An 18,418-nucleotide genomic window follows, 5' to 3' on the forward strand; every position below is an offset into this window, starting at 1 on the left:
TATAGTGGGTGGGGAGACGTGGCTGGATTTTGGGAAAAATCTCTGAGGTAGATGGCAAGTCCTGGGGGCATTTTTTGCCTGATGGCGCTTCCTACATCATTCACTGAGCATGTTGAACTTGTAGGCCCGGTAAGCCTGCGCCACCGGGCATTTTTGTCGTTTATCAGCGATGCTGATTACGAAACGTGCTGCAGAAACTCCTGCAAACGCTGGCTTGGCGGATTGGCAATCAGCGTTTGCGGGTTGCCGTCTTCGGCAATGCGCCCTTTGTCGATGAAAATCAGACGCGAGGCCACTTTCTCGGCAAAGCCGATTTCGTGGGTGACGATGACCATGGTCATGCCTTCTTCAGCCAGATCCTGCATGACCTTCAGCACTTCATGACGCAGCTCCGGGTCGAGCGCGGAGGTTGGTTCATCAAACAGCATCATTTTCGGCTTCACCGCGAGCGCTCGGGCAATCGCCACGCGCTGCTGCTGACCGCCGGAAAGTTCCGACGGATAGTGATGACCGCGTTCGGCGAGGCCCACCTTTGCCAGCAGGCTTTTTGCCAGGGCTTCTGCTTCTGCTTTCGATGCGCCGCGCACGCGCTGCGGGCCGAACATCACGTTTTCCAGCGCCGTCAGGTGCGGGAACAGGTAAAACTGCTGGAACACCATGCCCGCTTCCTGACGAATCAGGCGCTCATCGACTTTCGGGTCGTTAACCTTCAGGCCATCAACGATCAGATCGCCGCTGGTGACTTCTTCAAGCTTGTTGATGCAGCGCAGGAGGGTGGATTTTCCCGAGCCCGATGGCCCGATAATCACCACCACTTCACCCTGTTTGATATTCAGATCGATATTGTGCAGCACCTGAGTCTGGCCGAAGTGCTTGGAGACGTTTTTAAATTCAATCACAGGATTTTCATCCTTCTTTCAAGAATGCGAAGCACGATGTTCAGTACCTGAGTGATGATCAGGTAGATGACACCGACGGCGGTCCAGATTTCCAGCGCGCGGAAGTTACCGGCAATGATCTCCTGACCGCTGCGGGTCAGCTCAGCGGCACCGATTACGATAAACAGTGAGGTGTCCTTGATGCTGATAATCAGCTGGTTACCGAGGGCCGGGAGCATGCGGCGCACCGCCAGCGGCATAATCACGTGGCGAATGGTTTCGCGATGGGAGAGGCCAAGCGCCAGGCCCGCTTCGCTGAAGCCTTTATGAATCGACAGGACCGAACCGCGGGTGATTTCCGCGATGTACGCACCGGAGTTGATCATGATGGTGATCACCGCCGCGGTGAAGGTGTCGATACGAATGTCCGGGAAGGCCATCGGCAGGGCGAAGTAAATGTACATCACCTGCACGACGATTGGCGTGCCGCGAATAACTTCGATGAACACGAGGGCGATATGGTTAGAAATCCAGCCACCATAGGTGCGGGCCAGACCTGCCAACAGGCCAATCACCAGACCGCCAGCCAGTCCGAGGATCGAAATCCACAGAGTCATTTTGGCGCCATCCAGCAGGATTGGAATGGCAGGCCAAATGACGCTCCAGTCAAACTGCATACGTTATATTCCTGTTACCGTGGTTCAAAAACAGCAGGGGCGAAAGGCCGCCCCTGAACTCATGAGACTTCACTAAAGATAATTATTTTGGTTCAGTGCCGAACCATTTTTTGTAGATTTCGTTGTACTGGCCGTTTTCGTGCAGGGTTTTCAGCGCACCGTTCACTTTTTCACGCAGGTCGTCGCTGCCTTTCGGGAATGCGATACCGTACTGCTGTGCTTCCAGCGATTCGCCTACCGCTTTGAACTGACCGTTGCCGGCCGTTTTGATGAAGTACAGAATGTTCGGAGTATCGTGCAGCACGGCGTCAGCGCGGTTGGTGCCAAGTTCCATATAGGCATTGTCGATGTTCGGGAACTGGCGAAGGTCTTTGGTTTTGATGTTGGCTTTCGCATAGTCAACGGAGCCGGTGCCGCTTTTCACTGCCAGCACTTTACCGTCGAGATCTTTCACGGATTTGATGTCGTTGTTGTTGGCTTTAACCATCACCAGCAGGCCGCTTTTATAGTAGCCATCTGAGAAGTCGATCGCTTTTTTACGCTCGTCGGTAATGGTGATTCCGGCCAGCGCCAGGTCGATGTTTTTGGTCTGCAGCGCAGGAATAATGCCGCTGAAATCCATAGGCTTCAGGGTGTAGTTGAGCTTCAGCTCTTTGGCGATGGCTGCCCACAGATCGACGTCGAAACCTACGTATTTGTCACCCTGCTTAAACTCAAACGGAACGAATGCCGTATCAGTGGCCACAACCAGCTGCTTTTCTGCAGCCTGGGAAGAAACGGCGAAGGCCAGAGCCAGTGCGGCCAGTGAAACTTTGAATACAGACTTCATAGCATTTCCTTTTATAACCACGGGGCAATCCCCTGCGAGAATGATTGGTGTATGAAAAAATCATGCCAACTTTACAACCTGTTGTTTTTCAACGAAGCGGTAACGACTGATTGCACGAAAAAGGTGTTATAAAGGTTGTCGTGCACCACAACGAGGCACCGAATTAGTGCATTAAAACGGGTGGATAAGGCATGCTGATATTTAGCGCAACTTAAGCCGATAAAACAATCTTTCGTTAACGATTGTGTGAAGTGATAGTTACAAATGATTTACTTTTTGGGGCGGGGATGAGGACGGGGTGCACCATAGAAGTGCAAAACCCCTCGGGGGAGGGGTTTGGGAAAATAAGAATAAGCTCTCGTTTATTCGATATTGGATTCGATAAACCACAGGAATTTATCGAGGTCGCGTGAGGCAGCGGTAAAGATATCGGCGGTGTCTTCATCTTTGGCTTCACCAACCGCTTTACGCACGTCGTTAGCCACGATGGCGTAACGATCTGCCAGCTCTTTCAGGTGTTCCTGAACGGTATGGATGTCCAGCGGATAGCTTTTCAGTGGCGTTTTATTGTTGATAACCTGAGTAGTCCCCAGCGCCACGCCGCCCAGTTGAACGGCACGTTCTGCCATCGTGTCGAGGTGATCGATCAGTGCCGTGCGGAAGCCGTCCAGCATCTCATGAACGGCAATAAAGTTGGCACCGCGCATATTCCAGTGGGCCTGTTTGGTGATAAGTGACAGGTCAATGAACTGGATCACCTGGCGATTAAGCAACTCAATGGTCGCTTTTTTCTCGCTGTCCGATACATCGTTACGGGTATAAAGCAGATTAGATGTTTTGGTTTTTACCAGTTTAGCGGTACTCATAATCTCATATCCTCTTGATGTCATTGTCCAATGAATTACCGGAAACAAGTATAGCACCGGCTATTCATGCTGCCGGAACGTTCCTGCCTATCAGTTTAATAGCGCACGTGAAATTGAAAGCAGTTAAATCTTTCACAAACAAAGGGATATTCTGTTTTTTGTCGGACGATAACGGCCAGATAAGAAAGGTCTGTTTCTGTTTGGAATATTTTCACCCGTTGAGCATCGAGGCGGGAGATTAAGGACGGCACCGCAGGGGAATATTGCCCTACGGCAACATTAATTAATCATTAATAGTGATGTTTTTTATCTTACTGTCTCGCCTGAGCGTAAGCGTTGACCCCATCGACGCAATCATAATCGCGAACAGGGCGAGGGTCTGCGTGCCGGTCAACGTTTCGCCAAGGAAAATCATGCCGGAAACCGCCGCCATGGCCGGCTCCATGCTCATCAGCGTACCAAAGGTGCGGGTTGGCATCCTCGTCAGGGCAATCATCTCGAGCGAGTAGGGCAGCGCTGTGGACAACACGGCGATAGCGATGCCCAGCGGCAGAATTGACCACTGCCAGAGCACTTCTCCCGCCTGCCAGGCGCCGATGGGCACAAATACCAGCGCTGCTATCACTGAGCCCATCGCGACCGTCGCCGGGCCGTGTTCTTCACCTGCGCGCTGGCCGGTGATGATGTAGACCGCCCAGCAGGCGCCGGCACCCAGCGCCAGCGCTGCCCCGGTTAAATCGACGTGGGCAATGCTTTGCCCGAGCGGCAGCAGGAACCAGAGGCCCAGAATCGCAAGCAGCACCCAGACAAAATCGATGGGCCGGCGGGAGCCGAAGAGTGCCACCGCCAGCGGGCCGGTAAACTCCAGTGCCACCGCCACGCCCAGCGGAATGCGCTGGATCGACAAATAGAAAAGGAAATTCATCGCGCCAAGCGACAGGCCATACAACAGCAGGGGCAGACGTTGCTCGCGAGTGAAGCACAGACGCCACGGTTTGAAGACGCAGACCAGAATCAGGGTTCCAAGCGCCAGGCGCAGGGCGGTGACGCCGGGCGCACCCACCAGAGGAAAGAGCGATTTTGCCAGCGCAGCGCCGCTTTGAATCGAACACATGGCAATCAAGATTACGAGGATCGGCAGCCATACCGGAACTTTACGTGACACCCCTGGCATCCTTTCTCCTGTCAATTTTTGTCAAAGGAAGTAAAAGAGGCAGTGTAAATGAATTACCCCTTTCCGGTTTAGCCATTGTTGAAAAAAAGACGCGAAAAGCGTCTTACAATAAAGTTCAGTCGACGGGTAAAAATTCTGTCTGTTTCGGACTAATCTTGGTGATTGCGCTGGTTGTTGAGCGCCATAATGATAAAATCTGCGAAGAAACGGTTGATTATCAACAGGGATTGTCAGAGCTGGAAACGTTTGGTTACACGATAAACGCTCTTAGACAACACAAATCCGACAGAGTTTCTTAACAAATTTTGATATATTTAAAACTTACGGACTTACTTGAAGCACATTTGAGGTGGTTATGAATAAAATTGCACGTCTTTCCGCACTGGCCATTGTTCTGGCTGCAACCGCAGGTACCGCTGTAGCTGCAACTTCTACCGTTACCGGCGGCTACGCTCAGAGCGACATGCAGGGCGAAGCGAACAAAGCAGGTGGTTTCAACCTGAAATACCGTTACGAGCAGGATAACAATCCACTCGGCGTGATCGGTTCCTTCACCTACACCGAGAAAAACCGTAGCGAAGATGGCGTTTATAACAAAGGTCAGTACTACGGTATCACCGCTGGTCCTGCTTACCGCATCAATGACTGGGCAAGCATCTACGGCGTAGTGGGTGTTGGCTACGGTAAATTCCAGGCTAACGACTTCCCTGCAAGCAAATCCGACATGAGCGACTACGGTTTCTCTTACGGTGCAGGTTTGCAGTTCAACCCAATCGAAAACGTAGCGCTGGACTTCTCCTACGAGCAGTCTCGCATTCGTAACGTTGACGTTGGCACCTGGATCGCAGGCGTCGGTTACCGCTTCTAATCACTTCGGTGATAATAAAAAATCCGCCCACGTGGCGGATTTTTTTTGTCTGAGAATTGCCCGGTGATATTTCGTTTGCATGGGCCTGAGGGAAGTTCCAGGGCCGGATAAGCACAACGTCATCCGGCAATATTTTACCGCGTCGAAGTCTCAAAAACGTCCGTACCAAGGTGGGTGTAATCCACCTTCTGCAGCTGGAAGTTGGTAATGTAAATCGGGCCTGCTTTTTGGTTCGAGACAAAGCGGTAGGCAGGCTTTATCTCTGCTGCCTGAATCCCCGTCCACTGTGAGAAGAAGCTCAGGAAATCATTCGCGGAACGGCGTGCTTTAATGATCCGGTGCGTTTTATCATCGCTGGAAATGACCATAAACGGCACCTGGAAGTTCTGCTGGAACTTGTCGTCGTGGGCCAGATACTGCACCGATTTGCCACGTTCTTTAAATGCCAGCCCGTGATCGGAGAAATAGACCAGCGAGAAGCTGTCTCCGGAATTACGCAGCTGATCGTAGAGCTTGCTTAACAGCTGGTCGGTCTGGGTCATAGTGTAGAGATAGCACGAGGTCTCTTTTGACTGCACAAAGTCGGTATATTTGCCCTGAGTGCGATCGCACGCCTGCGGATGGGAACCCATCAGGTGCAATACGATAAGCTGCGGCTGCGTGCGCTCGGTGGAGAGCACCTGCGCGGTCATCTTCAGCAGCTCTTCATCTTTGGTGTTTTTATCGGCTTCAAAATCACCGTTTTTCAAAAAATGCACTTCGTCAGCGCGCTTCGCAATGCTGGCGATGGCCGTGTCATATTCACCAATCTGCCCCTGATTGGAGAACCACCAGGTCTGGAAGCCTGCGCGGTTTGCCAGGGTTACAAAATTATTCTGATACTGCGGTTTGCCGTCTTCCACGTGGTTGAGCGTCAGGCCCAGCGACTTCTGCGTGGATCCGCTGGCGGAGATGTAGTCGGTGAATAGCGTTCCGTTCACGCTGCTTTCAAATGGCGTGTTATCCCAGTGACCACCAAACGCGCCCATTGCATCCCGGCGCGCGCTTTCGCCAATCACCACCACATAGGTGTGATACTTCGGCTTCACGGCGACCACGTTCCAGGTATCTTTCTGATTCGCAAACTGCGCGAGGCGCGCCTGTTCATCAAGCACCTGTTGGTTGCTGATAGCCACGTCATGGACAAAACGCACAGCGGGATAGCCGATTTTGCTGAGGCGGAAGACGCCATCCCAGGCAATTTCCTGTACCGGGCGGACAAAGGCAACGCCGAGGCAAAATACGAGGCAAAGCAGCTCAATCTTTCTCCACGGGCGTTTTGCTTCCGGCTTGCGGCGCACTGCGATCACACCGAGGGCGAAGATAAACAGTGAAATAAAATAGCTGTACCACGGGAAGATGGTCAGAATTTCCGTAGATTCTTCTGCGTTGGTCGAATGGAGAGCCAGCAGGGTATTAAAGTTGGGGGCACCATATGCCTGAGCGAATGGGTAATACAACGCTCCCACAACGGAATAAATGCCCAGCAGGACTTTTTGCGTTCGCGGCAGCGCGCGCCACAGCAGGTGCAGCACGCAGGTAAACGCGACGGTATACAGGAGGCTGAAAGGGTATCCCAGCGCCAGATTCATCAGCAGCGATTGTAAAAAGTAAAATCCGGTCCATGGGCTAAGCGCCAGGCCACGCGCGGCCAGCGTTTCTTTCAGCGTTACGTTCATAGGTCACAATCAAAAAGCCGCCATGTGCGTCCCCTGGCGTCAAAGGGTAAAACCTGCCTGGCAGTGCGTGAGGAATGGGGTTCGTCGAGGCGCTAAAGCTGCAGGGATGCAAGAAGATAAATTTGATGAATAATTCCGTCAACACCTCATAACAAATTGTTTTGAGAGGGCGACTGCAAATCCGGAAAAAAGAAGGGGGTTTTCAGGTCAAACGGTCAGGATAACGGGGAAAGATGACAGCAAAATGAAGCGGCGTACCGCGACGCCGCATTAGCGTGAAGGTTTGTCCTGCTGCGGTTTTCCGTTGATGATGTCGCAGATCATTGAGATCAGCATCAGGCGTACTTTAAAAGGCGAATGGCTAAACACGTGTAAGCACCTCTTGAGTTCGTTCATAAGACCCTCCTGAACTTTCTGCACCTTCGTTCCCTGAAGGATGTTCGTATTACATACAGATATAGCACAGGCTATATTACTTAGCTATGGCTAAAACGTTAATTTTTTGTGCTGAGGTCACTATCCTATACAATAGGGCTTCTTAAATTGATGCATTGACGCGTCACCGCGAAGAGGAAGCACAATGAGTCGTCGCCCGGCCACCCCAGGATTGAAAAAAGTGACGCAGTTAGTGAATGTCGAAGAGCATGTGGAAGGTTTTCGTCAGGTGCGTGAAGCGCACCGTCGCGAACTGATTGACGACTACGTTGAGCTGATTTCCGATCTTATTCGTGAACTGGGGGAGGCGCGCCAGGTCGACATGGCAGCTCGTCTGGGCGTCTCGCAGCCGACCGTCGCGAAAATGTTAAAACGTCTCGCGGGCGTGGGGCTTATTGAACAGATTCCCTGGCGCGGCGTGTTTCTGACGCCGGAAGGCGAGAAGCTGGCGCAGGAGACCCGCGAGCGGCATCAGATTGTTGAAAATTTTCTGCTGGCGATTGGTGTCAGTCAGGATACCGCTCGCCGCGATGCCGAAGGGATGGAGCACCACGTCAGCGAAGAGACGCTCGAACGCTTCCGCCAGTTTACGCTTCAGTCAGGACTGCACGCTGAATGACTCCCCCTTTTCTGCGGTCGCTTCTGCGCGACCGCTTTTTGCATTTGCTGCTGCTCATTGGTATAGCGCTTTCCTTCTTTATTCCATTTCATCCTTCTGCCTGGCCTGCCGCTATCGACTGGCACACCATCATCACCCTGAGCGGGCTGATGCTGTTGACCAAAGGCGTGGAGCTGAGCGGTTATTTTGACGTGCTGGGGCGCAAAATGGCCCGTCGATTTGCTACCGAGCGTCAACTGGCGCTCTTTATGGTGCTGGCGGCAGCGCTACTTTCGACGTTTCTGACCAACGACGTGGCGCTGTTTATCGTGGTGCCGCTGACCCTGACGTTAAAGAAATGGAGCGCTATCCCGGTCAATCGACTGATTATTTTCGAAGCGCTGGCGGTGAACGCCGGATCGTTGCTGACGCCGATCGGCAATCCGCAGAACATCCTGCTATGGGGCCGCTCCGGGCTCTCGTTCCTTACCTTCAGCTGGCAAATGGCTCCGCTGGCGCTGGCGATGATGCTGACGCTGGTGCTGCTGTGCTGGTTCTGCTTCCCGGCAAAAGTCCTGCATTTCCAGAGTGGCGATCGCACGCCAGGCTGGAATCCGAAGCTGGTGTGGTGCAGCCTTGCGTTCTACCTTGTCTTTTTATTAAGCCTCGAATTACGTCTCGAACTGTGGGGGCTCGCGGTGCTTGCCGTCGGTTTCCTCCTGCTGGAGCGCCGCGTGGTGGTCAACGTGGACTGGACGCTGCTGCTGGTGTTTATGGCGATGTTTGTCGACGTGCATCTGATGACGCAGCAGCCTGCATTGCACCATGCGCTGAGCGGCGTGAGCGGGCTGTCGGACGGCGGGCTTTGGCTGACGGCGATTGGCCTTTCGCAGGTGATAAGCAACGTGCCGTCGACCATTTTACTGATTAACTATGTTCCGCCTTCCTTGCTGCTCGCCTGGGCGGTAAACGTCGGTGGCTTCGGCCTGCTGCCGGGGTCGCTTGCCAACCTGATTGCCCTGCGGATGGCGAACGATCGCCGCATCTGGTGGCGCTTTCACTTCTATTCGCTGCCGATGCTTCTGTGGGCGGCGCTGGTCGGATTTGGTCTGCTGCTGCTTGTCAGATAATGCTCAATTGTCAGGATTTCCTGGCAAACGGTAAGCAACGTCCTACGTTTAGTAAACGGCGAAATGGTGACGCCGTTTACTTACAGGACCGTTGCAGGCTATGGCAGAGACGAATTCTTCTTCAGAAAATGAACAAAACAATGACGCAGAAACGCGCAAGCGTCCGGGTAAAAAGCCGCTAATCATTCTCGGGATCGTGGTGGTGGTCATGCTGGTTATCGCCTTCATCTGGTGGTTCCTGACCCGCAACGAAGAAACCACCGACGATGCCTTTACCGACGGAAACGCCGTCACGATTGCCCCGAAAGCGGCAGGTTACGTCACAGAGCTGAAGGTGACGGATAACCAGCGGGTGAAGCAGGGGGATTTACTGGTGGTTATCGATCCCCGCGATAACGCCGCCCAGCGCGATCAGGCCAAGGCGCAGCTGGGGCTGGCAGAGGCGCAGTGGCATCAGGCGCAGGCGCAGCTCGATCTCTCCAAAGTACAATATCCCGCCCAGCGTGACGAAGCCCGTGCCAACGTGCTGAAAGCGCAGGCCGATCTGGCGAATGCCGAAGCGGCGTATCGTCGGCAGCGCGGCGTGGATCCGCGTGCCACCACTCAACAAAATATTGATTCGGCCAACGCGCAACTGCGCAGCGCCCAGGCGGGACTGGCCAGCGCCAAAGCGCAGCTGGAGGTGGCCGACCAGATACAGTTACAGATTCGTCAGCAGGAAACGAACGTTGAGGCGCGTGCCCGGCAGGTCGATCAGGCCAAAGCACAGCTCGAAACCGCCGAGCTGAATCTCTCTTATACCGAAGTGCGTGCGCCGTTTGATGGCTTCGTCACTAAGCGTAACGTCCAGACCGGCACGCTGGTGCAGGCAGGGACGGCGCTGTTTTCGCTGGTGTCGGCGGACGTGTGGGTTACCGCCAACTTTAAAGAGTCGCAGCTTGAGCGAATGAAGCCCGGGAATAAGGTGAGCGTCTCGGTGGACGCATGGCCGGACATGAAACTTGAAGGACACGTCGACAGCATCCAGCAGGGCAGTGGCGCGAAGTTTTCCGCGTTCCCGGCGGAAAACGCCACGGGCAACTATGTGAAAATTGTTCAGCGCGTACCGGTCAAAATCGTGATTGATAAAGGGCTTGATGCGAACCATCCGCTGCCGCTGGGTCTGTCGGTTGAACCGAAGGTCACCGTGGAATGACCGACGCCAGCCATGAAAACTGGCGTCCGGCCAGTAACCCGTGGGCGGTGGCGATTGTCGTCACCCTTGCGGTGTTTATGGAGATCCTCGACACCACCATCGTCAACGTGGCGCTGCCGCACGTAGCCGGATCGCTCTCCGCAAGCTATGACGAATCCACCTGGGTGCTGACCAGCTACCTGGTGGCGAACGGGATAGTGCTGCCGATTTCCGCCTTCCTGAGCCGCCTGCTCGGGCGCAAACAGTTCTTCATCATCTGCATCGTGATGTTCACCATTTGCTCCTTTCTCTGCGGTATTGCCACCGAACTGTGGCAAATCATCCTCTTTCGCGTGATGCAGGGCTTTTTTGGCGGCGGTCTGCAGCCGACCCAACAGTCCGTTTTGCTCGATTACTTCAAACCCGAAGATCGCGGTAAGGCGTTTGGCCTTTCGTCCATCGCCATTATCGTGGCTCCGGTAATGGGTCCGACGCTTGGCGGCTGGATCACCGACAGCTACTCGTGGCGCTGGGTGTTCTTTATCAATATACCGGTGGGTATCCTGACGGTGCTGGCGGTGTATCAGCTGCTCGAAGATCCGCCGTGGGAGAAAAAGGCCGAAGGCAAGGCGAGCATCGACTGGACGGGCATTGGCCTGATTGCGCTGGGACTGGGTTGTTTGCAGGTAATGCTGGACCGCGGTGAAGACGATGACTGGTTCCACTCTAACTTCATCATCACCTTTGCGGTGCTGACAATCATTGGCATCGTCGGAGCCATATACTGGCTTATTTACGCCCGCAAGCCGGTGGTGGATTTACGCTGCATGGCAGATCGTAACTTTGCCGTTTCCTGCCTGCTGATGGCCGGAATGGCGATGATCCTTTACGGCAGCTCGGTCGTCATTCCCCAACTGGCCCAGCAGGATTTGGGCTATACCGCCACCTGGTCCGGGCTGGTGATGTCGCCGGGAGCCGTGCTGATCGTGTTGACTATTCCACTGGTGTTGAAGCTGATGCCGGTGGTGCAAACGCGCTGGATCATCGCTTTTGGCTTCACGCTGCTGGCGGCGTCGTTTTTCTGGTCGCGAAACCTGACGCCCGCTATGGATTTTGAAACGCTGATGCTCTTCCGCTGCGCGCAGTCGCTGGGGCTGGGCTTCCTGTTTGTGCCGCTCACGACCATTGCGTTTGTGTCGATTCCCCGCCGCCTGAATGCGGACGCCTCGGCGCTGTTTACCATGTTCCGTAACGTCGCCGGATCGGTAGGCATTTCGCTCTCTACGGCGGCGATCACCGAGCGGGCGCAGACCCATAGCGCTTATCTGGCCTACAACGCCACGCCTTTCGACGAATCCTTCCAGCTCACGCTCAAAGAGGTGGCACAGGCGATCCGCAATTTCACCACCCAGGTGGGCGATCCGCTGAGCCTGGCCGGTGGACAGCTGTATAAAGAGCTGATCGCCCAGTCGCGTTTTCTCGCCTATGTTGATGTTTTTACCATTCTGAGCGTGGTCGCGCTTTGCCTGATCCCGTTTTGTTTACTGCTTTCGCCGATCAAAAGCGAAGGCAGCGCAGGAGCACACTGACGATGCACCGAAGTTTAATTCTTACTCTGACCGCTCTGCTGGCAGGCTGCGCCGTCGGGCCAGATTATCAGCCCGCACAGCCCATAACGCCGTCTCACTGGAACGATCCGGGTGATAAATCCGCGCGCTCACAAACGGCCACCCAGGCGGTAAACACCCGCTGGTGGACGTCGTTTAATTCCGCAGAGCTTAACAGCCTCATCGAGAGGGCCATTATCGGCAACCTCTCGCTTCAGCAAACCGCGCTGCGCATCGCCGGGGCGCGCGAACAGCTGAATCAGGCTAACGGCGCGTTCTTCCCTTCGGTGAACGGTAATTTACAGGCGACGCGTCAGCAGCTCGGGGTTAAAGGTGAGCTGAACTCTCAGGGCGTGTATGACCAGATAGACAACGTAGATCCGAATTTAAAAGGTGCACTTCAGCCGTTGACCGAGCCGATTCATCTCTATCAGGGCAGCTTTGACGCCCAGTGGGAGCTGGATTTGTGGGGTAAGGTGCGGCGTCAGGTGGAAGCGGCGCAGGCGCAGCAGCAGGCGGCGATTGAGCAGCGCAACGATGCGCTGGTGTCGCTGGAGGCGGAAGTTGCCCGAGCCTGGCTACAGCTGCGCGGCACGCAAAGCATTATGGCGACCATGAACACGCAGATTGCCAGCGCGCAGGAAACGCTTGAGTTGACCGACAGCCGCCAGAAGGGCGGGCTCTCTCCGCAGATGGACGTGGAAAATGCGCGTGCGCAGTTGGGGACGCTCCAGGCCCAGCTGCCGCAGTATGAAGCACAGGAACGGCAGGCGATGAACGCGCTGGCTATTCTGCTTGGCAAACCGCCGGGGGCGCTGGACGGCGAACTGAGTTCGCCGCAGCCGCTCCCCAAACTCCCGGACGTGGTGCAGACCGGTATTCCTTCGACGCTTGCCCGTCGCAGGCCGGACGTGCGCGAAGCCGAAGCCAATCTGCACGCCGCCACGGCACAAATCGGCGTCTCCGTGGCGGAGCTGTTCCCGAGCCTGACGCTCAATGGGCAGTTTGGCCTGCGTAATACCGAAACTAACTGGCTGACCGACTGGAGCAGCCATTTCTACAGCGTGGGTCCGCAGATTTCGATCCCGATTTTCCAGGGGGGTCGGCTGGTGTCGAGCGTCAAGCTGGCCCGGGCGCAGCAGGGCGCTCAGGTACTTCAGTACCGGCAGACGGTGCTGACGGCGCTGGGGGATGTGGAGAATTCGCTGGTCAGCTACCGCAGCGATCAGAAGCAGGAGCAGGCGCTGCAACACACTATCGATGCGCTGCAAAACGCCTTCGATCTGGCGAACTCCAGCTACAAACAGGGGCTGGCGACGTTTATCGACGTACTGGATGCGCAGCGCCAGCTGGCGCAGGCCGAACAGCAGCATGCCCAGGCGCAGGTGCAAAGCCGGATCGATCTTGTGGCGCTGTACAAAGCGCTCGGCGGCGGCTGGGAAACCTACCAGAACGTACAACTGCCGGAGTATTCCGTTTTCGGCGATGCGCCACGTGGATAAGGTTTGGAGAATTGGGCAAGAAATGCGCAGGATCGCCCCATTCGTAAACGCAGGAGTGTCGCTATAACTATTGAACACTCACCACGACATCCCTTGAGGAGAGAGCTATGCGTTACCAGAAATTAGGCAATACCGGTTTGTTTGTCTCTGAACTGTGCCTTGGCACCATGACGTTCGGCGGCGAAGGCGGCATGTGGGGCAAAATCGGCCAGCTGCAGCAGGCCGACGCCGAGCGGCTGGTGGGCAGCGCGCTGGATGCAGGCATCAACTTTATCGACACCGCCAACGTCTATTCGGAAGGGCGTTCGGAAGAGATAACCGGCCAGGCGCTGAAGAACCTGAAGGTGCCGCGTGAAAACGTCGTTGTGGCAACGAAGGTGTTTGGCGAAACCGGCACGGCGGGCGTGAACTCCCGTGGCAGCTCGCGCTATCACATCATCAATAGCGTAAAAGAGAGCCTGCGCCGCATGCAGCTCGATCATATCGATCTCTATCAGCTGCATGGTTTTGACCCGGCCACGCCGATAGAAGAAACGCTCTACGCGCTGGACAACCTTGTGCAGCACGGTCACGTGCGCTACATCGGCGTGTCGAACTGGTCGGCGTGGCAAATCATGAAGGCGCTGGGGATTTCCGACAGGCTTGGTCTGTCGCGCTTTGCCTCGTTGCAGGCCTATTACACCATTGCCGGGCGCGATCTTGAACGTGAACTGGTGCCGATGATGCAGAGTGAAGGCGTCGGATTGATGGTCTGGAGTCCGCTGGCGGGCGGATTCCTCAGCGGCAAATACGGTCGCGACGGGCAAAATGAAGCGGGCGGACGTCGGCTGGAGTTTGACTTCCCGCCGGTGGACAAAGCGCGCGGCTTCGACTGCATCGATGTGATGCGCAATATCGCCGAAGGTAAAGGCGTGTCGGTGGCGCAAATCGCGCTGGCGTGGCTGCTGCATCAGCCGGTGGTCAGCAGCGTGATCGTCGGCGCTAAACGCCCGGACCAGCTGGCGGATAACATTGCCGCGACGGAGATTCGCCTGACGGAAAGCGAGCTGAAGCAGCTGGATACGGTCAGCGCACTGCCGCGTGAATATCCGGGCTGGATGCTGGAGCGGCAAGGGGAGTACCGCCGTAATCAGTTGAAAGGCTAACCTCTCTGTTGCCGGACGGCAATTGCTTGCCCGTTCCGGAAACCCCAGGTTCGAACATTCACAGGCCGGATACGCGTCAGCGCCATCCGGCTTTTTTACGCCCGTTTTCCAGCCCTGCTCACAAAAACAGCACAACCTTTTTGCCTGATTTGTCATTTCGCTCTATATGACTAGTCATGAAATTTAAATGACTAGTCATATAAGCGGGGAGCGATGATGAAAACACTGCCGAAGGATTTTTTATGGGGCAACTCGGTATCCAGCATGCAGACCGAAGGCGCATGGAACGAAGGAGGGAAGGGCAAATCGGTCTATGACATTCGTGAGCCGAGTGAATTTGCCTCTGACTGGAAAGTGGCAACGGATTCTTACCACCGCTTCGAGGAAGATTTTGATTTAATGCAGGATCTGGGCATGAACTGCTACCGCTTTCAGATAGCCTGGAGCCGAGTTTGCCCGATGGGCGACGGTGAGTTTAATCAGGAAGGCATCGACTTTTATCACCGCTTTATCGACGGCCTGATTGCCCGCGGCATCGAGCCGATGATTTGCCTCTACCATTTCGACATGCCGCTGGCGCTGGCCGAAGAGTACAACGGTTTTAACGATCGCCGGGTGATGGACGCCTTTGTTCGCTACGGGCAAAAGATGATCGACTGCTACGGCGACAAGGTGAAGTACTGGCTCACCTTTAACGAGCAGAATATTTTCCATATGCCGATCGCCTTCCGGATTTCAGGCTATATGCGCGGTGAGGAAACGCTCCGCGAGCTGTATGAAATCCAGCATCACACCATGGTTGCGCACGTGAAGCTGACGGCGTACCTGCACGAAACCAAACCGGGCAAGCTGATGGGCGGCATGCTGGCACACCAGCTGATCTATCCGGCGACCTGCAAACCGCGCGATATCTTTTGTGCCCAGCAGCATGATGAATTCCTCAACCAGAACCTGCTGCGCGTCTACGCGGGCCAGGGCTACAGCCCTGAAGTGATGGCGGTGGTGAAGCGTGAAGGCTTCGAAGACATCTATCGCGAAGAAGACCTGGCGCTGATTAACCGCAACAAAAATGACTACATGGCGTTCAGCTATTACGCCAGCCGTACGCTTGATACCGACCCGATTCCGGAAGGCACCGAGGTCAATTACTACCTGAAATACGGCGATAAGAACAACCCGTACCTGAAGGCCACCGAATGGAACTGGCAGATTGATCCGCTCGGTTTTCGCACCATCATCACCCAGTACTACAACAACTGGCGCATGCCGGTCTTCCCGATTGAAAACGGCATCGGCGTGATTGAAGAGTGGGATGGGGAAAACATGATTGCCGATGACTACCGTATCGCCTATCACCGCGACCATATCAACGCCATGAAAGAAGCGATATTTGAGGACGGTGCGGACGTCATTGGCTATCTCGGCTGGGGGCTTATCGACATTCTGAGCTCCCAGGGTGACATGCGTAAGCGCTATGGCGTGGTTTACGTCAACCGCGAAAATCACGATCTGAAAGATCTGAAGCGTGTGCCGAAGAAAAGCTACGCGTGGTTAAAACAGGCGATCCGTTCGAACGGCGAAGAGATGTAAGCGCTGTGCAAACCGGGTTACGAGTGAGTCAACAAAAGGTCTGTGCCAATGTCTGATAACGTATCAACCAGTATGCAGTCTTTTACCGATCGCTTCGTGGAGTTTTCGGCGCGTATCGCCAATCAGGTTCATCTGCGTTCGCTGCGTGACGCGTTCGCCGGGATCATGCCGATTTTTATCCTGGCAGGGCTCGCGGTGTTGGTGAACAACGTGGTGTTTCCCTGGGTATTTGAGGGCGAAACCCTGGTGCGATTTAAAGTGTGGGGCGATGCGATCATCAACGGGACGCTGAATATTGCCGCGTTGCTGATTGCCCCGATGATCGCATGGTCGTTGGCGCGCAATAAAAACTTTGGTAACCCGGTTTCAGCGGTGGTCATCGCGCTGTGCAGCTTCATTATTATGATGCCGATGCAGGTCGATTTGGTGCCCGTCGGCGGTAAGGCAACGGTGAGCCTGACGTCGGTGCTGACGTTTGCCAATATCGGCACTACCGGCATCTTCGCCGGCGTCATTATTGGCCTGCTGGCGACGGAGATTTTTATTCGTATCGCCCAGTTTAAGCGACTGGAGATCAACCTTGGGGCCAACGTACCTCCTGCGGTCAGCCAGTCTTTTTCGTCGCTGCTGCCGACAATTCTGACGCTGTCGCTGTTTGCCGTTTTCGCCGCGCTGCTGAAAAACCTGCTGCACACCGATCTTATCCATCTGATTATCACGCTGATTCAGCAGCCGCTCAGGCTTATCAATACCAGCCTGCCGGGCACGCTGTTTATCTACAGCTTCGGCAACTTCTTGTTTACGCTGGGTATTCATCAGGCGGTGGTGAACAGCGTGATTCTGGAACCCTTCCTGCTGATCAACACCAACGAGAATATGCTGGCCTACGCCGCCGGACAGCCGATTCCGCACATCATCAACAATATTTTCGTGCCGACGTTCGGTATGGTTGGCGGCACCGGCAGCACGATTTCGCTGCTGATTGCCATCTTCCTGTTTTCGCGCCAGAAGGCGTCAAAACAGGTCGCGCGTCTGGCGATCACGCCCGGACTGTTCAATATCAACGAGCCGGTGATTTTCGGCCTGCCAATCGTGTTTAATATTCCGCTGATGATTCCGTTCGTGCTGCTGCCCGCCATCGGCATTTTCTTTGCCTGGCTGTGTACGACGCTGGGATTAATGTCCCGCTGCGTGGTGATGATCCCCTGGACCACGCCGCCGGTCTTAAGCGCCTGGCTGGCAACCGCGGGGGACTGGCGAGCCGTGGTGGTTCAGTTGATAATCATCGTCTTTGGTGTATTCTTCTACCTGCCTTTCCTCAAGATTGCAGAGCGAGTGGCCTTAAAAAACAACGGGGTAAATGAATAAATAAGGACGGGCTGTGGCGGCGAAATACCTTACTATCGCGCGGGAAATTAAGAAGCGCATTATCAGCCAGCGGTATCCCGCGAGCGCCCCGTTGCCCGACCAGTTTGCGCTCGCGGCAGAGTTCCAGACCAGCCGTATGACCATTCAGCAGGCGATGCGCCAGCTGATTGTTGAAGGGCTGATTTATACTCGCCAGGGGCAGGGCACCTTCGTGCGCAAGAACTTCCTCCAGCTTTCGCAGTGGGATCTGCCCGGCAGCGACTATTTTGGTGCCACCAAAACCTGGGAACATCTGGGCACGGTCAGCAGCAAGGTTGTGCGCTTCGAGCTGCGCTTCCCGACGGAAAAAGAGCAGAGCTCGCTGCTGATTAACGCCGATGCGCCGGTGTACGACTTCATTCGTTTGCGCCTGCTGAACGGTGAGCCCATGTCGCTGGATGCGACGGTCATGCCCGTCAGCCTGGTGCCCGGCCTGAACAAAAGCCATCTCGAAAGCTCGGTATTTCAGTACGTCGAAACGCTTGGGCTGAAAATTATGGGTTCGTATCGCGTCGTGCGTGCCATCAAGCCCGGCGAGCTGGAGCAGCAGCATTTAGTCTGCGAGGCGGGCGATCCGGTGCTGGAAGTGGAGCAGGTTATCTACCTGGAAGACGGCACGCCGCTGGAGTATGCCCATTGTCATTATCGGTACGATCACGGCGGAATTGTGATTGTGAATAATGGCTGACAGGGCCTACGGGGTTACCGATTTGTAGGCCTGATAAGCGCAGCGCCATCAGGTAATAAAAAAGGCAGGTTTCGCAACCTAATGCTGGTCACTTAAGGTGATCAGCAGTTTTTCTCACCGGGTATTTCTGGG

At 55.1% G+C, this 18,418-nt stretch carries 18 protein-coding genes; 11 read left to right on the top strand and 7 right to left on the bottom strand.

Going from position 1 to position 18,418, the window contains the following annotated elements; genetic code table 11:
* Positions 1-176: 176 nt before the first annotated feature.
* From glnQ to rhtA, 5 genes are all read right to left on the bottom strand, one after another.
* Positions 177-899 (bottom strand): glutamine ABC transporter ATP-binding protein GlnQ, encoded by a 723-nt coding sequence (glnQ, locus tag RTU33_RS10905; RefSeq protein ID WP_312627284.1) that lies wholly within the window; start codon positions 897-899, stop codon positions 177-179.
* Positions 896-1,555, bottom strand: coding sequence for a glutamine ABC transporter permease GlnP (gene glnP, locus RTU33_RS10910; RefSeq protein ID WP_312627285.1), 660 nt, complete (start codon positions 1,553-1,555; stop codon positions 896-898). The genes glnQ and glnP overlap by 4 nt, the downstream gene beginning before the upstream one ends.
* Positions 1,556-1,637: 82 nt before the next feature.
* On the bottom strand, positions 1,638-2,384 hold the full coding sequence (gene glnH, locus RTU33_RS10915) for a glutamine ABC transporter substrate-binding protein GlnH (protein WP_312627286.1): 747 nt from the start codon (positions 2,382-2,384) through the stop codon (positions 1,638-1,640).
* Positions 2,385-2,746: 362 nt separating this feature from the next.
* Positions 2,747-3,250 carry a DNA starvation/stationary phase protection protein Dps gene (gene dps / locus RTU33_RS10920; RefSeq protein ID WP_312627288.1) on the bottom strand — a complete coding sequence of 168 codons (504 nt, stop codon included), beginning with the start codon at positions 3,248-3,250 and terminating at the stop codon, positions 2,747-2,749.
* 283 nt (positions 3,251-3,533) lie between these two features.
* Entirely contained in the window at positions 3,534-4,424 is an 891-nt protein-coding gene (rhtA, locus tag RTU33_RS10925; RefSeq protein ID WP_312627289.1) for a threonine/homoserine exporter RhtA, read from the bottom strand.
* On the opposite strand from rhtA, the gene RTU33_RS10930 reads away from it, so the two are divergent.
* Together RTU33_RS10930 and ompX are read left to right on the top strand one after the other, a co-directional pair.
* Positions 4,409-4,723 (top strand): hypothetical protein, encoded by a 315-nt coding sequence (locus RTU33_RS10930; protein ID WP_312627290.1) that lies wholly within the window; start codon positions 4,409-4,411, stop codon positions 4,721-4,723. The two genes, rhtA and RTU33_RS10930, sit on opposite strands and share 16 nt — an antisense overlap.
* Positions 4,724-4,779: 56 nt before the next feature.
* Positions 4,780-5,292, top strand: a complete 513-nt coding sequence (gene ompX / locus RTU33_RS10935) for an outer membrane protein OmpX (RefSeq protein WP_312627291.1) — start codon at positions 4,780-4,782, stop codon at positions 5,290-5,292.
* Between the two features lie 134 nt (positions 5,293-5,426).
* Here ompX and RTU33_RS10940 read toward each other — a convergent pair whose 3' ends face one another.
* Entirely contained in the window at positions 5,427-7,010 is a 1,584-nt protein-coding gene (locus RTU33_RS10940; RefSeq protein WP_312627292.1) for a phosphoethanolamine transferase, read from the bottom strand.
* Between the two features lie 270 nt (positions 7,011-7,280).
* A complete protein-coding gene (gene mntS / locus RTU33_RS10945; protein WP_312627295.1) occupies positions 7,281-7,406 on the bottom strand; it encodes a manganase accumulation protein MntS in 126 nt (41 codons plus the stop codon).
* 184 nt (positions 7,407-7,590) lie between these two features.
* Here mntS and mntR point away from each other — a divergent pair, with 184 nt between their 5' ends.
* The 9 genes from mntR (at position 7,591) to RTU33_RS10990 (ending at position 18,286) form a co-directional block, all read left to right on the top strand.
* Positions 7,591-8,064, top strand: a complete 474-nt coding sequence (mntR, locus tag RTU33_RS10950) for a manganese-binding transcriptional regulator MntR (RefSeq protein ID WP_312627296.1) — start codon at positions 7,591-7,593, stop codon at positions 8,062-8,064.
* Positions 8,061-9,173 carry an anion transporter gene (locus tag RTU33_RS10955; protein WP_312627297.1) on the top strand — a complete coding sequence of 371 codons (1,113 nt, stop codon included), beginning with the start codon at positions 8,061-8,063 and terminating at the stop codon, positions 9,171-9,173. The genes mntR and RTU33_RS10955 overlap by 4 nt, the downstream gene beginning before the upstream one ends.
* A 100-nt stretch (positions 9,174-9,273) precedes the next feature.
* Complete coding sequence (locus RTU33_RS10960; protein WP_312627298.1) at positions 9,274-10,368, top strand: HlyD family secretion protein; 1,095 nt, start codon at positions 9,274-9,276, stop codon at positions 10,366-10,368.
* Positions 10,365-11,936 carry a DHA2 family efflux MFS transporter permease subunit gene (locus tag RTU33_RS10965; RefSeq protein WP_312627299.1) on the top strand — a complete coding sequence of 524 codons (1,572 nt, stop codon included), beginning with the start codon at positions 10,365-10,367 and terminating at the stop codon, positions 11,934-11,936. Before RTU33_RS10960 ends, RTU33_RS10965 begins: the two co-directional genes overlap by 4 nt.
* A gap of 2 nt (positions 11,937-11,938) precedes the next feature.
* Entirely contained in the window at positions 11,939-13,456 is a 1,518-nt protein-coding gene (locus RTU33_RS10970; RefSeq protein ID WP_312627300.1) for an efflux transporter outer membrane subunit, read from the top strand.
* Positions 13,457-13,563: 107 nt separating this feature from the next.
* A complete protein-coding gene (locus RTU33_RS10975; protein ID WP_312627301.1) occupies positions 13,564-14,601 on the top strand; it encodes an aldo/keto reductase in 1,038 nt (345 codons plus the stop codon).
* A gap of 213 nt (positions 14,602-14,814) precedes the next feature.
* Entirely contained in the window at positions 14,815-16,191 is a 1,377-nt protein-coding gene (locus RTU33_RS10980; RefSeq protein ID WP_312627302.1) for a glycoside hydrolase family 1 protein, read from the top strand.
* 48 nt (positions 16,192-16,239) lie between these two features.
* Positions 16,240-17,559: a PTS transporter subunit EIIC gene (locus RTU33_RS10985; RefSeq protein ID WP_312627304.1), complete on the top strand. Its 1,320-nt coding sequence runs from the start codon at positions 16,240-16,242 to the stop codon at positions 17,557-17,559.
* Positions 17,560-17,572: 13 nt separating this feature from the next.
* Entirely contained in the window at positions 17,573-18,286 is a 714-nt protein-coding gene (locus RTU33_RS10990; protein WP_312627306.1) for a GntR family transcriptional regulator, read from the top strand.
* Positions 18,287-18,418: the final 132 nt, after the last annotated feature.

It is taken from the genome of Scandinavium sp. (assembly GCF_032012665.1).
Classification (GTDB): domain Bacteria; phylum Pseudomonadota; class Gammaproteobacteria; order Enterobacterales; family Enterobacteriaceae; genus Scandinavium.